This is a genomic window from Aureibaculum algae (assembly GCF_006065315.1).
Lineage (GTDB): Bacteria > Bacteroidota > Bacteroidia > Flavobacteriales > Flavobacteriaceae > Aureibaculum > Aureibaculum algae.
Map to the genome: position 1 here is coordinate 794,670 of NZ_CP040749.1, position 17,352 is coordinate 812,021.

General features: G+C 31.1%; 17 protein-coding genes. 11 read left to right on the forward strand and 6 right to left on the reverse strand.

Annotated features, from left to right (window positions below; all coding sequences use genetic code 11):
• Positions 1–127: 127 nt before the first annotated feature.
• Positions 128–1,012 (reverse strand): NAD kinase, encoded by an 885-nt coding sequence (locus FF125_RS03160; RefSeq protein ID WP_138948415.1) that lies wholly within the window; start codon positions 1,010–1,012, stop codon positions 128–130.
• Positions 1,013–1,027: 15 nt separating this feature from the next.
• The gene (locus FF125_RS03165) at positions 1,028–1,687 is read right to left on the reverse strand and encodes a CBS domain-containing protein (protein WP_138948416.1); all 660 of its coding nucleotides are present in this window, start codon (positions 1,685–1,687) and stop codon (positions 1,028–1,030) included.
• 146 nt (positions 1,688–1,833) lie between these two features.
• On the opposite strand from FF125_RS03165, the gene FF125_RS03170 reads away from it, so the two are divergent.
• From FF125_RS03170 to tig, 4 genes are all read left to right on the forward strand, one after another.
• Complete coding sequence (locus FF125_RS03170) at positions 1,834–2,547, forward strand: pyridoxine 5'-phosphate synthase (RefSeq protein WP_138948417.1); 714 nt, start codon at positions 1,834–1,836, stop codon at positions 2,545–2,547.
• Positions 2,547–3,314, forward strand: a complete 768-nt coding sequence (locus tag FF125_RS03175; protein ID WP_138948418.1) for an alpha/beta fold hydrolase — start codon at positions 2,547–2,549, stop codon at positions 3,312–3,314. Before FF125_RS03170 ends, FF125_RS03175 begins: the two co-directional genes overlap by 1 nt.
• Positions 3,315–3,466: 152 nt before the next feature.
• The gene (locus tag FF125_RS03180; RefSeq protein WP_138948419.1) at positions 3,467–3,826 is read left to right on the forward strand and encodes a phage holin family protein; all 360 of its coding nucleotides are present in this window, start codon (positions 3,467–3,469) and stop codon (positions 3,824–3,826) included.
• Positions 3,827–3,910: 84 nt separating this feature from the next.
• Complete coding sequence (tig, locus tag FF125_RS03185) at positions 3,911–5,233, forward strand: trigger factor (protein WP_138948420.1); 1,323 nt, start codon at positions 3,911–3,913, stop codon at positions 5,231–5,233.
• 63 nt (positions 5,234–5,296) lie between these two features.
• Here the strand turns inward: tig and FF125_RS03190 are convergent, their stop codons facing one another.
• The gene (locus FF125_RS03190) at positions 5,297–5,626 is read right to left on the reverse strand and encodes a hypothetical protein (RefSeq protein WP_138948421.1); all 330 of its coding nucleotides are present in this window, start codon (positions 5,624–5,626) and stop codon (positions 5,297–5,299) included.
• 295 nt (positions 5,627–5,921) lie between these two features.
• Here FF125_RS03190 and clpP point away from each other — a divergent pair, with 295 nt between their 5' ends.
• The 3 genes from clpP (at position 5,922) to dnaG (ending at position 9,941) form a co-directional block, all read left to right on the forward strand.
• Positions 5,922–6,599 carry an ATP-dependent Clp endopeptidase proteolytic subunit ClpP gene (clpP, locus tag FF125_RS03195; protein ID WP_117881875.1) on the forward strand — a complete coding sequence of 226 codons (678 nt, stop codon included), beginning with the start codon at positions 5,922–5,924 and terminating at the stop codon, positions 6,597–6,599.
• A 53-nt stretch (positions 6,600–6,652) separates the two neighbouring features.
• Positions 6,653–7,894: an ATP-dependent Clp protease ATP-binding subunit ClpX gene (gene clpX, locus FF125_RS03200; protein WP_138948422.1), complete on the forward strand. Its 1,242-nt coding sequence runs from the start codon at positions 6,653–6,655 to the stop codon at positions 7,892–7,894.
• A 70-nt stretch (positions 7,895–7,964) separates the two neighbouring features.
• Positions 7,965–9,941 carry a DNA primase gene (gene dnaG / locus FF125_RS03205; protein ID WP_138948423.1) on the forward strand — a complete coding sequence of 659 codons (1,977 nt, stop codon included), beginning with the start codon at positions 7,965–7,967 and terminating at the stop codon, positions 9,939–9,941.
• Here the strand turns inward: dnaG and nadE are convergent.
• Entirely contained in the window at positions 9,938–10,729 is a 792-nt protein-coding gene (gene nadE / locus FF125_RS03210; protein ID WP_138948424.1) for an NAD(+) synthase, read from the reverse strand. The genes dnaG and nadE overlap by 4 nt on opposite strands.
• Positions 10,730–10,816: 87 nt before the next feature.
• Here nadE and gldB point away from each other — a divergent pair, with 87 nt between their 5' ends.
• Together gldB and gldC are read left to right on the forward strand one after the other, a co-directional pair.
• Positions 10,817–11,776, forward strand: a complete 960-nt coding sequence (gene gldB, locus FF125_RS03215; protein ID WP_138948425.1) for a gliding motility lipoprotein GldB — start codon at positions 10,817–10,819, stop codon at positions 11,774–11,776.
• 81 nt (positions 11,777–11,857) lie between these two features.
• Positions 11,858–12,193: a gliding motility protein GldC gene (gene gldC / locus FF125_RS03220; RefSeq protein WP_117881864.1), complete on the forward strand. Its 336-nt coding sequence runs from the start codon at positions 11,858–11,860 to the stop codon at positions 12,191–12,193.
• A 48-nt stretch (positions 12,194–12,241) separates the two neighbouring features.
• Here the strand turns inward: gldC and folK are convergent, their stop codons facing one another.
• On the reverse strand, positions 12,242–13,384 hold the full coding sequence (gene folK, locus FF125_RS03225; RefSeq protein WP_138948426.1) for a 2-amino-4-hydroxy-6-hydroxymethyldihydropteridine diphosphokinase: 1,143 nt from the start codon (positions 13,382–13,384) through the stop codon (positions 12,242–12,244).
• A gap of 257 nt (positions 13,385–13,641) precedes the next feature.
• Here folK and sppA point away from each other — a divergent pair, with 257 nt between their 5' ends.
• Positions 13,642–15,402, forward strand: a complete 1,761-nt coding sequence (gene sppA, locus FF125_RS03230) for a signal peptide peptidase SppA (protein WP_138948427.1) — start codon at positions 13,642–13,644, stop codon at positions 15,400–15,402.
• On the opposite strand, the gene FF125_RS03235 is transcribed toward sppA, so the two are convergent.
• Entirely contained in the window at positions 15,403–16,281 is an 879-nt protein-coding gene (locus tag FF125_RS03235; RefSeq protein WP_138948428.1) for an AraC family transcriptional regulator, read from the reverse strand.
• A gap of 209 nt (positions 16,282–16,490) precedes the next feature.
• On the opposite strand from FF125_RS03235, the gene FF125_RS03240 reads away from it, so the two are divergent.
• Positions 16,491–17,072 carry a hypothetical protein gene (locus tag FF125_RS03240; protein WP_138948429.1) on the forward strand — a complete coding sequence of 194 codons (582 nt, stop codon included), beginning with the start codon at positions 16,491–16,493 and terminating at the stop codon, positions 17,070–17,072.
• Positions 17,073–17,352 lie beyond the last annotated feature (280 nt).

Consider the following 17,352-nt stretch of genomic DNA (forward strand, 5'->3'; position numbering starts at 1 on the left):
TGCAAATATAGTTAAATCTATCAGGTTTAAAAGGATAAAACTTCCTTTTTTGATAAACAGTTTTAATGGTAAAATATTGTTGTCAAGACCGTTAAGTTTTCACAAAATACTGTTAATAAAAAGGTTTTTAGTTGCGTTTGTCTTCTCCCCAAAGTAATTTGTCTCTAAGTGTTTTAAAGAAAGTCTGTTGATCTAATTGTATTGTTTTAAGTGAAAAGTCAGCTTTTTTTATAGTTATTACCGAGTTGCTATCAATGGTAGTTGTTCGAGAATCTAAAGATAATAAAGCTTGTTTTTCTCTTGCAATAATTTTTAATTTAATGTTTGTGTTTTCGGGTATAACTAAAGGTCTTGCATTTAAGTTATGAGGGGCAATAGGAGTCAATACCAAACTTTTAGTATTTGGTGTAATTACTGGTCCGCCGCAACTCAAAGAGTAACCTGTAGATCCAGTAGGTGTAGCTACAATTAAACCATCTGCCCAGTAAGAAGTTAAATACTCATCATTTAGATAAGATTCAACCGTAATCATTGAAGTTGTATTTCTTCTACTAACGGCAATTTCATTTAAGGCAAAGTTAATTTCTGAAAGGTCATCATTTTTTTTATTTGAAGTAACACTGAGCAATGTTCTTTCATTAATGGTGTATTTTCTGGTAATTAATAAATTAATAGCTTCAGAAATACTGTCTTTTTGTATCGTTGCTAAAAAACCTAATCTACCAATATTAATACCTAAAATTGGAATGTCTAAATCTCTAACAAAGGTGACTGCTCTTAAAAATGTACCATCACCACCAACAGTTAGCATTACCTCAAAAGAATTGTCTAAATCTTTATAACTGCTAAAGGTCTGATATTCTTTCTCAGGGAAATTATTAACCTTAATAAGGTCATAAAAATTTTCTTCAATAAAAACATCAATATTTTTTGCAGCCAATGTTTTTAATAGAATTTCTATATAGCTAATGGCTTCTCCCTTATAATATTGTCCGTAAATACCTACTTTCATGTTTTGGTTTTATGTCTAAATGTCTAAATATTTTTGTAAATAATCAGACCTCTCTTTTAATGTGTTTAGATACTCATCCACATGGAAGCTGTTCAATATCGTATAATTATATCGTCTAAAAGATTGAATGGTGTTGTTAAGATCATGATCGCTAATTTTAATCGTAATCTCTGCAGTTTCTTTATTAATATTTGATATAAAAGCACCAAGTAATTTCGCATTGTTAGATTCTACAATTTGAGAAATTTCACTAAACGAATATTCACTAACTCCTTTAGAAACAACCATAACGGCACCGCTTTGGTTTAAGAATGGTGTGCTATTAAATATGTGTAAAATATCAGCTAATTCATAATATCCTAAATACTTTAACTTTTCTGTTACAACAGGAATTATAGTGGCTTCATTTAAAGCGAATACTTTTAATAACTCAAACCAATTCGTGTTTTTTCGAGCAAAAAAAGATTGAAATAAATAGCTGTATTCAGATAATAATTGATCATCATCTGTAATTGTTTGCACATCATTTTCAGCAATTAACCCCATGAAATTACCATGTTCAATAACTGGCAGGTGTGTGAATGTAAGCAGGTTAAACAATCCTTTGGCTTTGCTAATCTTGTCAGACGTCTGCAATGCCCTTACGTCTTTTGATATGTAATCTGATGTTATCATATTATGTTGCAAAATAACTAAAATTAAACTACAAATACACTAATTTTGTTTTTGTAAATTTTATCGAAGGTTAAACCTTACCTGTATATAACCGAATGAACACAAAGGTAGGTCCTGCATAAAATTGTTTAATCAATAAACGACAAATGACAAAATTAAGTGTAAATATTAATAAAATTGCCACATTAAGAAATTCTAGAGGTGGAGATACTCCAAATTTGGTGAGTGTAGCTGTAGATGTTCAGGAGTTTGGAGCACAGGGCATTACCATACACCCAAGACCTGATGAAAGGCATATTAGGTATCAGGATGCATATGATTTAAAACCGATTGTAACTACGGAATATAATATTGAAGGGAATCCTATAAAAAAGTTTATAGATTTAGTAGTCGCTATTAAGCCCACTCAAGTAACCTTGGTGCCAGACGCAATTAATGCCATTACCTCAAATGCTGGTTGGGATACCATTAAAAATCAATCATTTTTAACCGAAGTAGTTGCTGAATTTAAGAGAAATGGAATTAGAACTTCAATTTTTATGGATCCTGACTTGGGTTTAATAGAAGCTGCGGTAAAGACAGGGGCAGAGCGAATAGAACTTTATACAGAAGCTTTTGCAACGGAATATGGATTGGGGAATAAAGAAGCTATAAAGCCATATGTAGCATCTGCGAATTTAGCTACAGAACTAGGTTTAGGGATAAATGCGGGTCATGACTTAAGTCTAGATAATATTCAGTTTTTTGCTAAAAACATACCTAATTTATTAGAAGTATCAATTGGGCATGCTCTAATAGCTGAAGCCTTATATTTAGGATTAGAGAATGTAGTAAACTTATATTTACATAAATTAAAATAATGGAAGTATTGTATTCTAAAATTCAAGGCCAAGGAGAACCATTAATTATATTACATGGTCTTTTAGGTATGAGTGATAATTGGAAAACCTTAGCAAATAAGTTTGCAGAAAATTATGAAGTTCATTTAATAGATCAGCGTAATCATGGTAGAAGTTTTCACTCAGATAACTTTGACTATGAAGTAATGGTGGAAGATTTGTCGAATTATATTGATTTTCATCAATTTAGTCGAGTAAACTTAATTGGGCATTCTATGGGTGGAAAAGTGGCTATGTTATTTGCAGTAACCCATCCCGAAAAAATGAATAAATTGATTGTTGCTGATATTGGTCCCAAGTTTTATCCTCGGCATCACGATGTGATTTTTGAAGGTTTATCGGCGATTGATTTTTCAAAACAAAAAACGAGAGGTGCGGTTGAGGAAGTTTTAAAAAAATACATTTCAGATTGGGGTATACGTCAATTTTTACTTAAGAATGTGTACTGGAAAACAAAAGAGCAACTTGCATTTAGATTTAATTTGGAGGGGCTAATTGAGAATATTGATGAAATAGGGGCTCCTTTACCTTCTTTATCAGTATTTGAAGGTGATACCTTATTTTTAAAAGGAGAAAATTCAGGTTATATTGCAGATAGTGATATTTCATTAATTACGGCTCATTTTCCAAAAGCAACAGTGAAAACTGTCAAAAAAGCAGGACATTGGCTGCATGCAGAGAATCCTAATGATTTTTACAGCTATGTTGTCAGTTTTTTAAACGAATAGTGCTTTGGCATATATGTTGACTGTTTAGTTTGTTCTCGTAAGAAATGTTTGGGTGCACATATTTGGTTATATTAGACTCTTTTTTATAAAATTAGATAAGAAATGAAAAAACGAATAGTGTACCTTTAAATGAATATAAAAAACAAATCAATATGAAATTAGTTTTAAAAATCTTACTGACAGCTATAGCTGTGGTTATTTTAGCAAAAATTTTACCAGGTATTTATGTAGATTCGTATTCAACCGCTGTAATTGTAGCAGTAGTGTTGGGGTTATTACGTGTTTTTGTGAAACCGTTAATTATAATTTTTACATTGCCCTTAACTATATTAACTCTTGGTATTTTTCTATTTGTTATAAATGCAGGTATCATTTTATTGGCTGATAAGTTGGTGGATGGTTTTGCAGTATCAGGTTTTTGGTACGCTTTATTATTTAGTTTACTGTTATCCTTTTTTCAATCAATACTTTATTCCTTTTTAAAGGAAGATAAACAAAAACAGATGTCTTAACTTGTTATATAGTAGAAATTTACTAATTTTGCACTCGCTAAAGCGATTTAGCATTATTCCAACATTAAAGAAAAGAAATATAAGATGAATATTACCAAAGAAAATATTGATGATTTAAATGCTGTTGTAAAAATTAATATTACAGAGGAGGATTATCAAAACAAAGTAGCAGAGATTTTACAAGATTATCGTAAAAAAGCAAATATTCCAGGTTTTAGAAAGGGTCACGTGCCAATGAGCTTGGTTAAAAAGCAATATGAAAAGCCTGTTCTTATTGATGAGGTAAATAAATTATTGCAAGAATCTTTAAGTAAATTTTTGGTTGAGGAAAAATTAGATATTTTAGGAAACCCATTACCTAAGACTCAAGAAGATTTTTCTTGGGATGCTGATCAGTTCTCTTTTGAATTTGAATTAGGTCTAGCACCTCAGTTTGAAGTGAATTTACAACCTAAAAAAGCGATAACAAGTTATAAGATTATTGCTGACAAAAAGATGTTGAATGATCAAATAGAGAATATTCAAGAACGTTATGGTAAAATGATTTCTCAAACTGATATAGCTGAGAATTCAAATATAACAGGTACGTTTGTTAATGAAGAAAAAGAGATTGAGAAAAAGTCAACTTTTAAATTAGATAAAGTAAAAGGTAAAACCAATAAAAAATCATTTATTGGTGCAAAAGTAGGTGATGTTATTACGTTAAAAACCAAAGGACTTTTTACCGATGATCATTTGTTGCAAAACCATTTAGGTGTAGCTCATGATGATGCCCATGGATTAGATATTGAAGTGCAATTTACAGTTGAAGAAATTTCTGAAACGGAACCGGCAGATTTGAATCAAGAATTATACGATAAATTATTCGGAGAAGGAGTTGTTAAAGATGAGAAGGAATTCAAAAGTCGTTTAAAAGAAGATGCTGAAAAGCAATTTGAACAGCAATCAGATCAGCAATTGCTTAATGCAGTAACGGAAGGTTTAATTGAAAGTACAAAATTTGATTTACCTGCTGAATTTTTACAAAAATGGATCGCAGTAGCTGGTGAAAAACAATTAACTGAGCAAGAAGCTGAAGAAGAGTATACGCGTTCTGAAAAAGGATTACGTTACCAACTTATTGAAGGTAAAATTAGTAAAGACAATAATTTACAAGTAACTTTTGAAGAATTAAAGGAATTTGCTAAAGGCTTTATTAAAAGTCAAATGGCACAGTATGGTAATGCAAATCCTGAAGAAAAAGAATTAGACGAAATAGCAGGTAGAATTTTGGGAAATCAAGAAGAAGCGAAACGTTTATCTGAACAATTGATGAGTCAGAAATTATTGACTTTCTATAAAGAGAATGTAAAATTAAAAGCGAAAGAAGTAAGTTTTGATGACTTTGTAAAAGAGGTTTATAAATAAACATAGTAGCTAATAAAAATAAAAAATCCCGAAATTTTAATTTCGGGATTTTTTTTATGCTTATTATTTTTTTATGGGTACTTCAGTCATTGTAACGATATGTTTGCCAGCTTGAGTTTCCCCAGTAGGGTCTCCATTTTCGTCGGTTAACTCTATAGTTATGTCTTTCCATGTTATTTCAAATTTTTTACCAATAGCTTGCTCGTCAAACAAGTCATATGTAACTTCATTATCTATTTCGTTAAAAACAATCATTTTATTGTTATTGTCTTTAAATTCAAAATAGTAATCTTCTGTTAAACCAGAAAAAGTTCCAGTAAAATTATGAATATCTTGTGCGAAACTGTTGGTATAGGATACTAGTACAAAAACTAGAATTGCAATTTTTTTCATCTTTTAATAATTTATGTTAAAATTTTTTAGGTAATTTTTTTTCGAAAACATGCTGTAATTACAGTCATGTTAAAAGCTATAAAAATGACTTTTGTTAAAAGTGAAATAGCTTCGTGCGGAAGTGTTAAAATTAGTCCTTCATAAATATTAAAATTTGCTATAGTAAAAGTAATTAATTTTATAATTCAAAAAACATTCAGGGCAAAATATTTTTAGAGCCTATAACTATTAAATAAATTCGTAATTAGTTAGTATATTTACCGTCTTATTCAAGAACCATTTAAAATAAAGCATAATGAATTACGGAGAAGAATTTAAAAAATTTGCTATAAAGGACCAAGGAATTAATAGCATGTACTATGATAAGATGATTAGTGCAATGTATCCTACGAACCTTACCCCAAATATTATTGAGGAACGTAAAATGAATATTGCCATTTTTGACGTTTTTTCACGTCTAATGATGGATAGAATCATCTTTTTAGGAACAGGTATTGACGATTATGTTGCTAATGTTATTCAAGCTCAATTGTTGTTTTTAGAAAGCACAGATGCTTCAAAAGATATTTCAATTTACATAAACTCGCCAGGTGGAGGTGTGTATGCAGGGTTAGGTATTTACGATACCATGCAGTTTATTAAGCCAGATGTATCCACAATATGTACAGGTATTGCAGCCTCTATGGCAGCAGTATTAATGTGTGCAGGTGCAAAAGGAAAGCGTTCTGCTTTAACACACTCGCGTATTATGATTCACCAACCATTAGGTGGAGCTCAAGGACAAGCGTCTGATATCGAGATTACTGCAAGAGAGATTTTGAAATTGAAAGATGAATTGTATCAAATAATAGCAAGTCATTCAGGACAAGATATTAAAAAAGTACATGATGATTCTGATAGAGATTATTGGATGAAAGCAGACGAGGCAAAAAAATATGGTATGATAGATGAGGTTTTAATTAGAAATTCATAATAGATTCTATTTAAAGCTATTTAGTAAAAAGATTTCAAGTAAGTAAAAAGATTATGGCAGAGAAGAAAGAGTTAGAGTGCTCATTTTGTGGGCGTAAAGAATCGGAAACCGATATGCTGATTGCAGGGTTAGAAGGTCATATATGCGATAGATGTATAGAGCAGGCACATGGTTTAGTAGTCAAAGAACTTTCTGAATCTAAGAATTCAGGATTGTCGGCTGAATTAATACTAAAAAAGCCACAAGAAATAAAAAGTTTTTTAGATCAATATATAATTGGACAAAATCAGGCAAAAAGAGTTTTGTCGGTTGCTGTATATAATCACTATAAACGATTGTTACAACCAGCTACAAAAAATGAAGATGATATTGAGATAGAGAAAAGTAATATTATGTTGGTGGGTGAAACAGGTACAGGAAAAACATTAATGGCTAGAACCATTGCTAAAATGTTAAATGTACCCTTCGCTATTGTAGACGCTACGGTATTAACAGAAGCAGGATATGTTGGTGAAGATGTAGAAACTATTTTAACACGTTTACTACAAGCTGCAGATTATAATGTTCAAAAAGCAGAAAGAGGAATTGTTTTTATTGATGAAATTGATAAAATTGCTAGAAAAAGCGATAATCCTTCAATAACTAGAGATGTTTCTGGTGAAGGTGTTCAACAAGCACTACTTAAATTGTTAGAAGGTACAATCGTTAATGTACCACCAAAAGGAGGTAGAAAACATCCAGATCAAAAATTTGTTGAGGTTAATACACGTAACATTTTATTTGTTGCTGGTGGAGCATTTGATGGTGTAGATAGAATCATAAGTAAGCGTTTAAATATGCAGGCTGTAGGTTACAGTGCATCAAAGAATGAAGAACGTGTAGATGATAAAAATTTGTTGCAATATGTAATTCCAAAAGATTTAAAAGATTTTGGGTTAATTCCTGAAATTATTGGTCGTTTACCAGTGTTAACTTATTTGAATCCGTTAGACGCTAAAACGTTAAGAGCTATTTTAACTGAGCCTAAAAATGCCATAATTAAGCAATATGAAAAGCTTTTTGAAATGGATGGTATTGACTTTTCAATAGACGAAAAAGCCTTAGATTATATCGTTCAAAAAGCTGTTGAATATAAACTTGGAGCACGTGGTTTGCGTTCATTATGTGAAGCTATATTAACAGACGCCATGTTTGAATTGCCTGGTGGCGAGGAGAAAAAATTAAGAGTAACCAGAAGCTATGCAGAAGGTAAAATGGAAAAATCTACCTTAAGTAAATTAAAAGCGGTTTCTTAATCATATTAAAACCTCACAAGTTTTAAACCTGTGAGGTTTCTTTTACTTATACTTATCTACCCAAACTTATATGATAACGCAACACACCATAGACAAAGTTTTTGAAACGGCTCGTGTCGAGGAAGTTATTGGTGATTTTGTTCAGCTTAAAAAAGCAGGAAGTAATTTTAAAGGGTTAAGTCCTTTTGTTAATGAAAAATCACCATCTTTTATGGTGAGTCCTGTTAAGCAAATTTGGAAAGATTTTAGTTCTGGTAAAGGTGGAAATGCTATTTCCTTTATAATGGAACATGAGCATTACACGTATCCGGAGGCCATTCGTTACTTGGCGAAAAAATACAATATAGAAATTGATGAAACGGAGCAATCTGACGAGCAAAAGGTGCAGGCAAGTGAGCGTGAAAGTATGTATTTGGTTTCTGAATATGCCCGCAATTATTTTCATGATGTTTTATTAAATACTCAAAAAGGAAAGGCCATTGGGTTAAGTTACTTCAAAGAACGTGGCTTTACTGATGAAACTATTAAAAAATTTGAATTGGGTTATGCTTTAGATGAATGGTCTGCTTTTACAGATGCTGCTTTAAAGAAAGGATATCAATTAGATTTTTTAGAAAAAACTGGGTTAACCATCGTTAAGGAAAATCAATCAGATCCTACTCAAAGCAAAAAATTTGACCGTTTTAAAGGACGTGTACTTTTTCCGATACACAGTATGGCAGGTCGTGTACTTGGGTTTGGAGGTAGAATTTTAACTTCCGATAAAAAAGCAGCGAAATATCTTAATTCACCGGAAAGCGAGCTATACCATAAAAGTAAAGTACTTTACGGTATATTTAATGCCAAGCAAAGTATTGCCAAAAAAGACAATTGTTATTTGGTGGAGGGATATACAGATGTTATCTCTTTTTATCAAAGAGGAATACATAATGTAGTGGCTTCTTCTGGAACAGCATTAACGTCAGATCAGATTCGTTTGATAAATAGATTAACGCCTAATATCACGGTGCTGTTTGATGGTGATGCAGCAGGTCTGAGAGCCTCAATTCGAGGTATTGATTTGATTTTAGAGCAAGGCATGAATGTTAAGGTAGTCATGTTTCCTGATGGCGAAGACCCCGACAGTTTTGCAAAGAAAAATTCTTTAGAAAAATTAGAAGCCTATTTAGATGCGAATGCTCAAGATTTTATTCGTTTTAAGGTGTCCATACTGATGGATGAAGTTAAAGATGATCCGGTAAAAAAAGCAGGGTTGATTAGAGACATAGTCGCTACTATTTCTAAAATCCCGAATCAGATTCAACGAGAAATATATGTCCAAGAATGTGCTAAGATTATGGATATTTCTGAACGTGTTTTGTTCAGTGAATTGGCACAATTATCAAAAAATGAAGAGCGAGAAGCCAGTAAACGTCCTAAAGATGATCGACAAGAATCTTTTACGGTTGTAAAAACCGAAGCTGTAGCGTTTAAAAAAACTGATCAATTAAATAAATTAGAAAAGCAATTGATAGAAATTCTCTTGCTTTATGGTAATAAAGAAATTGATTTTGAGGATTATGTAGAGGTTGAAGATGAAGAGGGTAGAACTAAATTGGTTAAAGAGAATTATCAAAACAAAATAGCTAGTGAAATCTATTTGCATTTACAAGACGATGAGATTGAGTTTAGCAATGCTACTTTTAAAAAAATATATTTTGATGTTATTCATCAGTTGAATCAAGATGAAAAGATAACTTCTGACGGGTTTATTAATCACGAAGATCCTGAATTGGGTAGAGTGGTTACTGATATCTTAATGGATGATGAGAAATATGCATTAAGTGATTGGGAAAGTAAAGAAATATATGTTCGTACAAAAGAGAAAAGCCTTTCTAAATTGGTTATGGATGCTATTTTAAATTTGCGTCGTATTTTAATTGAATTAAAAATCAAGGAGCTTATCGAAGAAACACCTGATGACGACCGACATTCTATGTTAGAGATGATCGTGAATTATACAAAGCTTAAAAAACTTCTTTACGATAGGTTGAATAGAGTGGTTTAATTCATCAGCTCCTCAGGGATCTCGCAAACTGGTATTGCTACCATTTTATGTTTATTAGCTCTGTGGCGTTCCAAGTAAATTTCAACAACACGTTTTGCTCGTCCGTCAAAGTCCTTTAAGGTTTTACCTTGAGCAATCATTTTCATAGCCCATTCTAATTCATCATAACTCGCACCAATTTGATCTTCATCCGTTCTAGAGTCGCCAAATAAACCGTCTGTAGGTTTTGCGACTAATATAGATTCAGGTACTTTTAAATGGGCTCCAATTTTATAGACTTCAGATTTCATTAAATCGGCTATTGGACTTAAATCTACACCGCCATCACCATATTTAGTAAAGAAGCCTACACCAAAATCCTCTACTTTATTGCCAGTACCACAAACCAACAGACTGTGTATACCTGCAAAATAATACAGTGTGCTCATTCTTAATCGTGCTCTGGTGTTTGCCATAGATAAATCTACTTTAACAGTGGCAGCTTCATCAGGTAATAAATCGTCAAAAGCATCAAAAACAGAGGTTAAGTTTATGTTTTTAGAGCTTACTTTAGGGTAACGTGCTTTGAGTTGTGCAATATGCTCTTGAGCCCTTGTAACTTGACTTTCAGCTTGGTGTATTGGCATTTCTAAGCAAAGTAACTCTAAACCCGTTTCGGCACAAAGTGTAGAGGTGACAGCAGAGTCAATTCCACCAGAAATTCCTATTACAAATCCTTTGACTCCAGCTTTAGTCGCATAATCCTTTAGCCAATTAACAATATGTTTTGTTACTTTTTCTGTTTGCATTGTAAAACAATTTAGTAGTTTTGTCGCACGTAAATCCTTACGCTATAATGATAAAAACGTTTTAGCGAAAATACTAAATTTTAATAAATGTATAAATACGTTTCTTTTTTAATCTTACTTTTAGCTTTAATAAATTGTACAAAAAAAGAGAAGTCGGATATTGATGTTTCTGATATCTCAGTTGAATTTGATGTAAACCGCTTTGATCAAGAGTTTTACACATCAACTTCAGAAAAGTTACCTCAATTAAAAAGTAAATATCCTTATTTGTTCCCAGCTCAAAACCATGATAGTATTTGGTTACGGAAAATAGAAGACACAGATGAGCAGGAATTATATGCGGAAACTCAGAAAGTATTTAGTGATTTTTCAGATGAAAAAGAGCAAATAGAAATGTTGTTTAAACATATTAAATTCTATTATCCAAATTTTGAATCGCCCAAAGTAATTACGTTACTATCTAATGTTGATTATGAGACTAAAGTAGTTTATGCAGATAGTTTGTTATTTGTTTCGTTAGATGTTTATTTAGGAAAGGATAGTGAAATATATCAGGATTACCCTAGTTATATAAAGCAAAATTTCACAAAAGAGCATTTAATTGTTGATATAGCAAATGCAATTACAAATGTTCAAATTATGTTTTCAACGGATAGAACTTTCGTGTCTAGAATGGTACAGCAAGGTAAAAAGTTGTATTTGCTTGATGCATATGTGCCAAAACTTAGTGATGCTGAAAAGATTGGATATACCCAAGAGCAAATAGAATGGGCAGAGTATAATGATGAAGAGGTTTGGAAATATTTTATTGAAAACAAAATACTATTTAGTACTGAGCAAGAACTTTCTCGACGGTTCATTGATAATGCTCCATTTTCAAAATTTTATAGAGCCAATGATAATGAAACACCTGGAAGTATTGGAGTGTGGTTTGGCTGGCAAATTGTAAGAGCATTTATGCAAAATACGGACACGTCTTTACAAGAGATGTTACAAATGAAAAATGACGAGATATTTAAAAAATCGAAATATAAGCCAAGTAAATAGTATTCAATTGGGTGTTTTTAATTACCTATATAAAATAGAATATCAAAACTATTAAATTACTGTCACTAATATATTAAAACTATGTCAAAACATAATTCCGAAATAAAATTTACTGTAGAACTAGACGAAAATAAAATTCCTGAAAAATTATCTTGGGATGCCAAAGATGGAGGAATTGATAATGAACCTACAAAGGCGGTTTTAATTTCTGTTTGGGATGATAAGAAGAAGGAAACTTTGAAAATGGACTTATGGACAAAAGACATGCCTCTTGATGAAATGCAACACTTTTTTCATCAGACATTACTTTCTATGTCAGATACATTTTATCGTGCTACAAATGATGAAAAAATGACAGCAACAATGCGAGATTTTTGCGACTACTTTGCTGAGAAATTGGAATTATTGGAGAAATAGTATCGTTTTCGTTACTTAGAACTTTTTTTTAGTCAGTAAACGGTAAGTTTATGCTTTGAGAATGCCTTTGTTATAATTAATCATATCAATAACACTATGGTAATCTTCAATGTTTTTCTCAAAATTCATTTCAGAGACATCAATTATTAATGTGTTTAAATTTTGCTCTGTTTTAATAAAGTTAACATAGCCTTGATGTATTTGTTCTAAATATTCAGGTTTTATGTTTTGCTCATATGCTCGACCTCTTTTTTTAATGTTTTCAAGCAGGCTTTCAATACTCTGATAAAGATAAACATACAAATCGGGTTTGGTAATTTCTTTATACATTACATCAAAAATGCGTCTATATAATTTATATTCTTCCTTAGATAAAGAAACTTGAGCAAAAATGAGAGATTTGAAAATGTAATAGTCGGAAACAATAAAGTTTTTAAATAAGTCAAACTGAGCTAAATCATCTGAAAGTTGTTGGTATCTATCTGCCAAAAAACTCATTTCTAGAGGAAAAGCATATTTTTCCATATCTTCGTAATACTTGGGTAAAAACGGATTGTCGGCAAAACGTTCTAATACTAATTTTGCATTAAAATCGTCACCTATCATTTTTGCTAAGGTTGTTTTACCAGCACCAATATTTCCTTCAATAGCTATGTAATTGTATTTTTCAATAATTGAAATAGGACGTGTTAGAATTAGATTGGTTTTTTTAATTTCTAAGGCATCATCACAATGGGCCAAACATTTAGTGATTGTTTCTTTGGCTATTGGATGTTTAAGTAACGGAGCAATTTCAGCCAAAGGCACTAAAACAAATTTACGGTCTAACATGCGTGGATGTGGTACCGTCAAATTGTTGTAAAAAATGACTTCATCATCAAATAGTAGCACATCAATGTCAATTATTCTTGCTTTGTATGCTGTTGAGGTACCTCTATTTCTACCAAGTTCCGTTTCAATTGTTAAAACACGTTCTAATAAATTTTCAGGATTTAAGTGACTGGAAACTTCAATGCAAATATTTAAAAAATCATCACTATCAAAACCCCATGAAGCTGTTTTATAAACAGAAGATATTTTGGTAACTCTACCTACATTTTTAGCAATTGAATTAATAGCTAATTGTAGATTTTCTATGGGATTTCCGACGTTACTACCCAATGATAAATATGTGGTTCTTTGAATTTTCATGAAAGTGGTACAAAGAAAAATAAAATCATTAGATAAAAGATTATCTTTGCCGCTCAATTTATAAACATTTTAAAATGTTAATAGTATTTTGATGTAACATTTTAAAACATTACAAGACTTATTAGGAGAGTAAAATTGATGATTTGGTTCATAGGTAATTAAGAAAAGTGAATCAACATGTTGAAAACTATGATTTTGATGAGAATGATAAATTGTAAAGCACATGTTATAATTGAATAAAATAAATATATAGATACATGAAATTTTTAAGGGAATTATTAGCAGCAATACTAGGAGTTTTTATTGCAGTAGGATTAATGTTTGTGATATTGGTGGTTATTATTTCAGCCTCTACAGAGGATACTGCTGTTTCAGTTAAAAGCAATTCTGTGTTGGAGTTAAATTTAGAAAGTCAAATATTAGATTATGCTCCTAAAAGTAGTGATCCATTTGCTGAAATATTTGATATGGAAGAAGGTAAAATTGGTTTGCAGGAAATTTTAAACGCTATTGAAAATGCAGAAACGGACGACAAAATTAAGGGAATAAGTATTCATACATTATTTGTAAATGCAGGAACAGCTCAAATACAAGCCATAAGAGATAAATTATTAGATTTTAAAAAATCAGGTAAATTTATAACAGCGTATGCTGATTATTATTTACAAAGTAATTATTATTTAAGTTCAGTGGCAGATTCTATTTTTGTAAACCCTGTTGGAGAAGTTGATTTTAGAGGGTTGTCAACAGAGATTTTATATTATAAAGACTTACAAGAAAAGTCTGGTGTTAAAATGGAGGTCATTCGTCATGGTAAGTATAAAAGTGCAGTTGAACCGTTTTTAGCCAATGAAATGAGTGAAGCAAACAGAGAGCAAGTTTCCTCTTTTTTGAATTCTATTTGGAATGAAATTGTGGTAGATATTGCCGAAAGTAGAAATAAAACAGTTGAAGAAATAAATGCTATTGCTGATGACTTATTAGCAAGAACACCACAACTGGCCATAGAAAATAATATGGTTGACGATGAGTTATACAATGACGAGTACACGGATAAATTGAAGAGTTTGGTTGGAATTGATAAAGATGAAAAACTAAATAACTTGTCAATTTCTGATTATATATCAACAGGAAAGGGGAGGGTGAAATCATCAGCATCTGATAAAATTGCCATTATCTACGCACAGGGTGAAATAATATACGGTAAAGGAACACTAGAGGTTGTTGGACAAGAAAAAATTATTGAAGCCTTAACTAAAGCAAGAAAAGATGATAAAATTAAGGCGATCGTTTTAAGGGTGAATTCGCCAGGCGGTAGTGCTTTAGCTTCTGATTTAATATGGAGAGAGTTAGAATTAACCAAAAAAGAGAAGCCTCTTGTGGTATCTATGGGTAATTATGCAGCATCTGGAGGATATTATATTGCGTGTAATGCTAATGAAATTATTGCAGAGCCTACTACGATTACGGGTTCTATTGGTGTCTTTGGAATTATACCTAATTTTAGTGAATTAACAAAAAAAATTGGTATAAACGCAGAACAGGTTGGTACTAATAAAAATTCATTTGCCTACAGTCCTTTTAAACCGATGACAGACGAGTTTTATGATGTTGCCAAGGAGGGTGTTGAAGGTATTTATAAAACTTTTGTAAGTCGTGTTGCTCAAGGTAGAAATATGACAGAAGCGGCCGTTGACAGTATAGCTCAAGGAAGAGTTTGGACAGGGGTAGAGGCCTTAGAAAATGGTTTGGTAGATAAGTTAGGAAATTTAAATGATGCAATTAATAGGGCAGCAGAGTTGGCAGAAATAACTGATTTTGGTATAACCAATTACCCGCGTTATAAAACTAATTTTAAAGATGCATTTAACCCACTTTCATTTATTATAATGAGTAAAGAAAATATTATAAAAGAAGAATTGGGAGTTGAAAATTACCAAATATATAAAAACATAAAAGAGTTTTCAACTCTAAAAGGTGTACAAGCGAGAATGCCGTTTGAGTTAAAAATTAAATAATTAGCCTTGCTTGATTAAGTGTTTAATTTCACTTCTATATTTAGAGGCACTTTTTCCGGTAATCTCATTAAATAATTTGTTGAAGTGTGAAAAATTATTAAAACCACACTCAAAACAGATATCTGTTATGCTTGATTGACTTTCTGAGAGTAATTTGGTTGCATGAACAACGCGATATTCATTTACTAGCTTTGTAAAAGTCTTACCCGTGGCTTTTTTAAAATACCTACAAAATGCAGGTACAGTCATACTTACTTTATCTGCAATTTCGTCTAATGGAATCGGTCGTTGGAAATTGGTGTTGATATGCTTAAAAATCATATCAATTTTCGCACTGTCTTGGGCTTCTGTTTCAAAAGAGAAGCCATCTACATTTAATAATGTATAATCTTCTGCTTTGGCTAAATCGTTTAAAATTTCAAGCAATAGGCTTATCCTCTCAAACCCTTTTAAATCAATTAAGTGTTGAATTTTGGGCCCCACAACCTCTTTTGTTTCCGGTCTGTATAGTAATCCTTTTTTAGCTTTTTCTAATAATAACTCAATCGCATTCATTTCTGGAATCTTAAAAAAGTTTTCTCCTAAGAAATCCGGTTTAAATTGTACAATTGTTTCTGTACCTCTAGTGGTAAGACGATCTGCAAATCCATTATGCGGAAGGTTAGATCCAATTAATATAAGTTGACTGTTGTTGAAATATGACAAGTGGTTACCAATATGTCTCTTTCCTTTTCCTTTATCAACATATACTAATTCTATTTCTGGATGAAAGTGCCAAAATGCAGAGTTTTTATTTTTTATTTTTTTTGTATGCTGCATTACCAAAACAGAACTTCCAAAATTGGGACTTATCTTTTCAAAAGTTGGTTTCTTAATCATTGTCATATTATTTATTATTGTTACAAAATTACGAGATATTATCCGGTAAATCTATAGACATTTAACAATATTGTGTTCTAAATTAACATTTTTAAATACAGTGTGGGTTAATTGTGTTAATATACTATATAAATGTATTAAAATTGATGTTTTTTAGAGTTATATGTCGCTATACATTTGTAGCATAAATAATTCTAAAAAAAGAAAAGATGAAACAAATAATAAAAAACAGTTTAGTATTAGTAGTGTTATTCGCTACTATGATTAGTTATGCAAATGAAATTGTAACTAACGAAAATGATGATGCTACTAACGTAACATTAAATAATGTAACAGAAGGATCTGTATTGAGTATAAAAGATGTTAATGGTTTAATTCTTTACAAAGAAACTATACAAGTAAGTGGTGATTATTCAAAGAAGTTTGATTTGACTTCATTACCTGATGGAAATTATATTTTTGAATTGGATAAAGATTTTGAAATTAAATCTATACCCTTTAATGTAAAACGTAATATAGTAGATCTTAATATTGAAAATAAGTCTGTAGTTTTTAAACCAGCTATGGTTTTTGAAAATGGAATGTTAAGAATTCAAAAAACGATTCTTAATTCTGAAAATGGATTGAACATAAAAATTTATTTTGAAAATGGAGATTTAGTACATTCAGAGAACTTTAACAATGAAAAGTTAATAAATAAGACGTATGATTTTTCAAAAAGTTTAAAAGGTAAGTATAAAGTGTTATTATCAACTGAAGATAGAACTTTTTCAAAAGAAATAAATTTTTAAATGACATTTGTGATATAAAATTCATAAATATTTAATTAGTTAGTTTGAGTAAAAAGTGAGTGTTGTGGCTCACTTTTTTTTTGTTTAAAAGTCAGCACAATTGTTTTATAGAATAGGAACCTGCTTTTGGTTGCGTAGTGCATAATAACCTATTACTATGCAAGTCAAAATTTTATGAAACTACGGAAAGTTAACCTGAATGTATGCTAAATTAACAAGTAGAGTTGATTGTGAAATACATTGTGTTAATATACCATACAAATGTATTAATATTGATGTT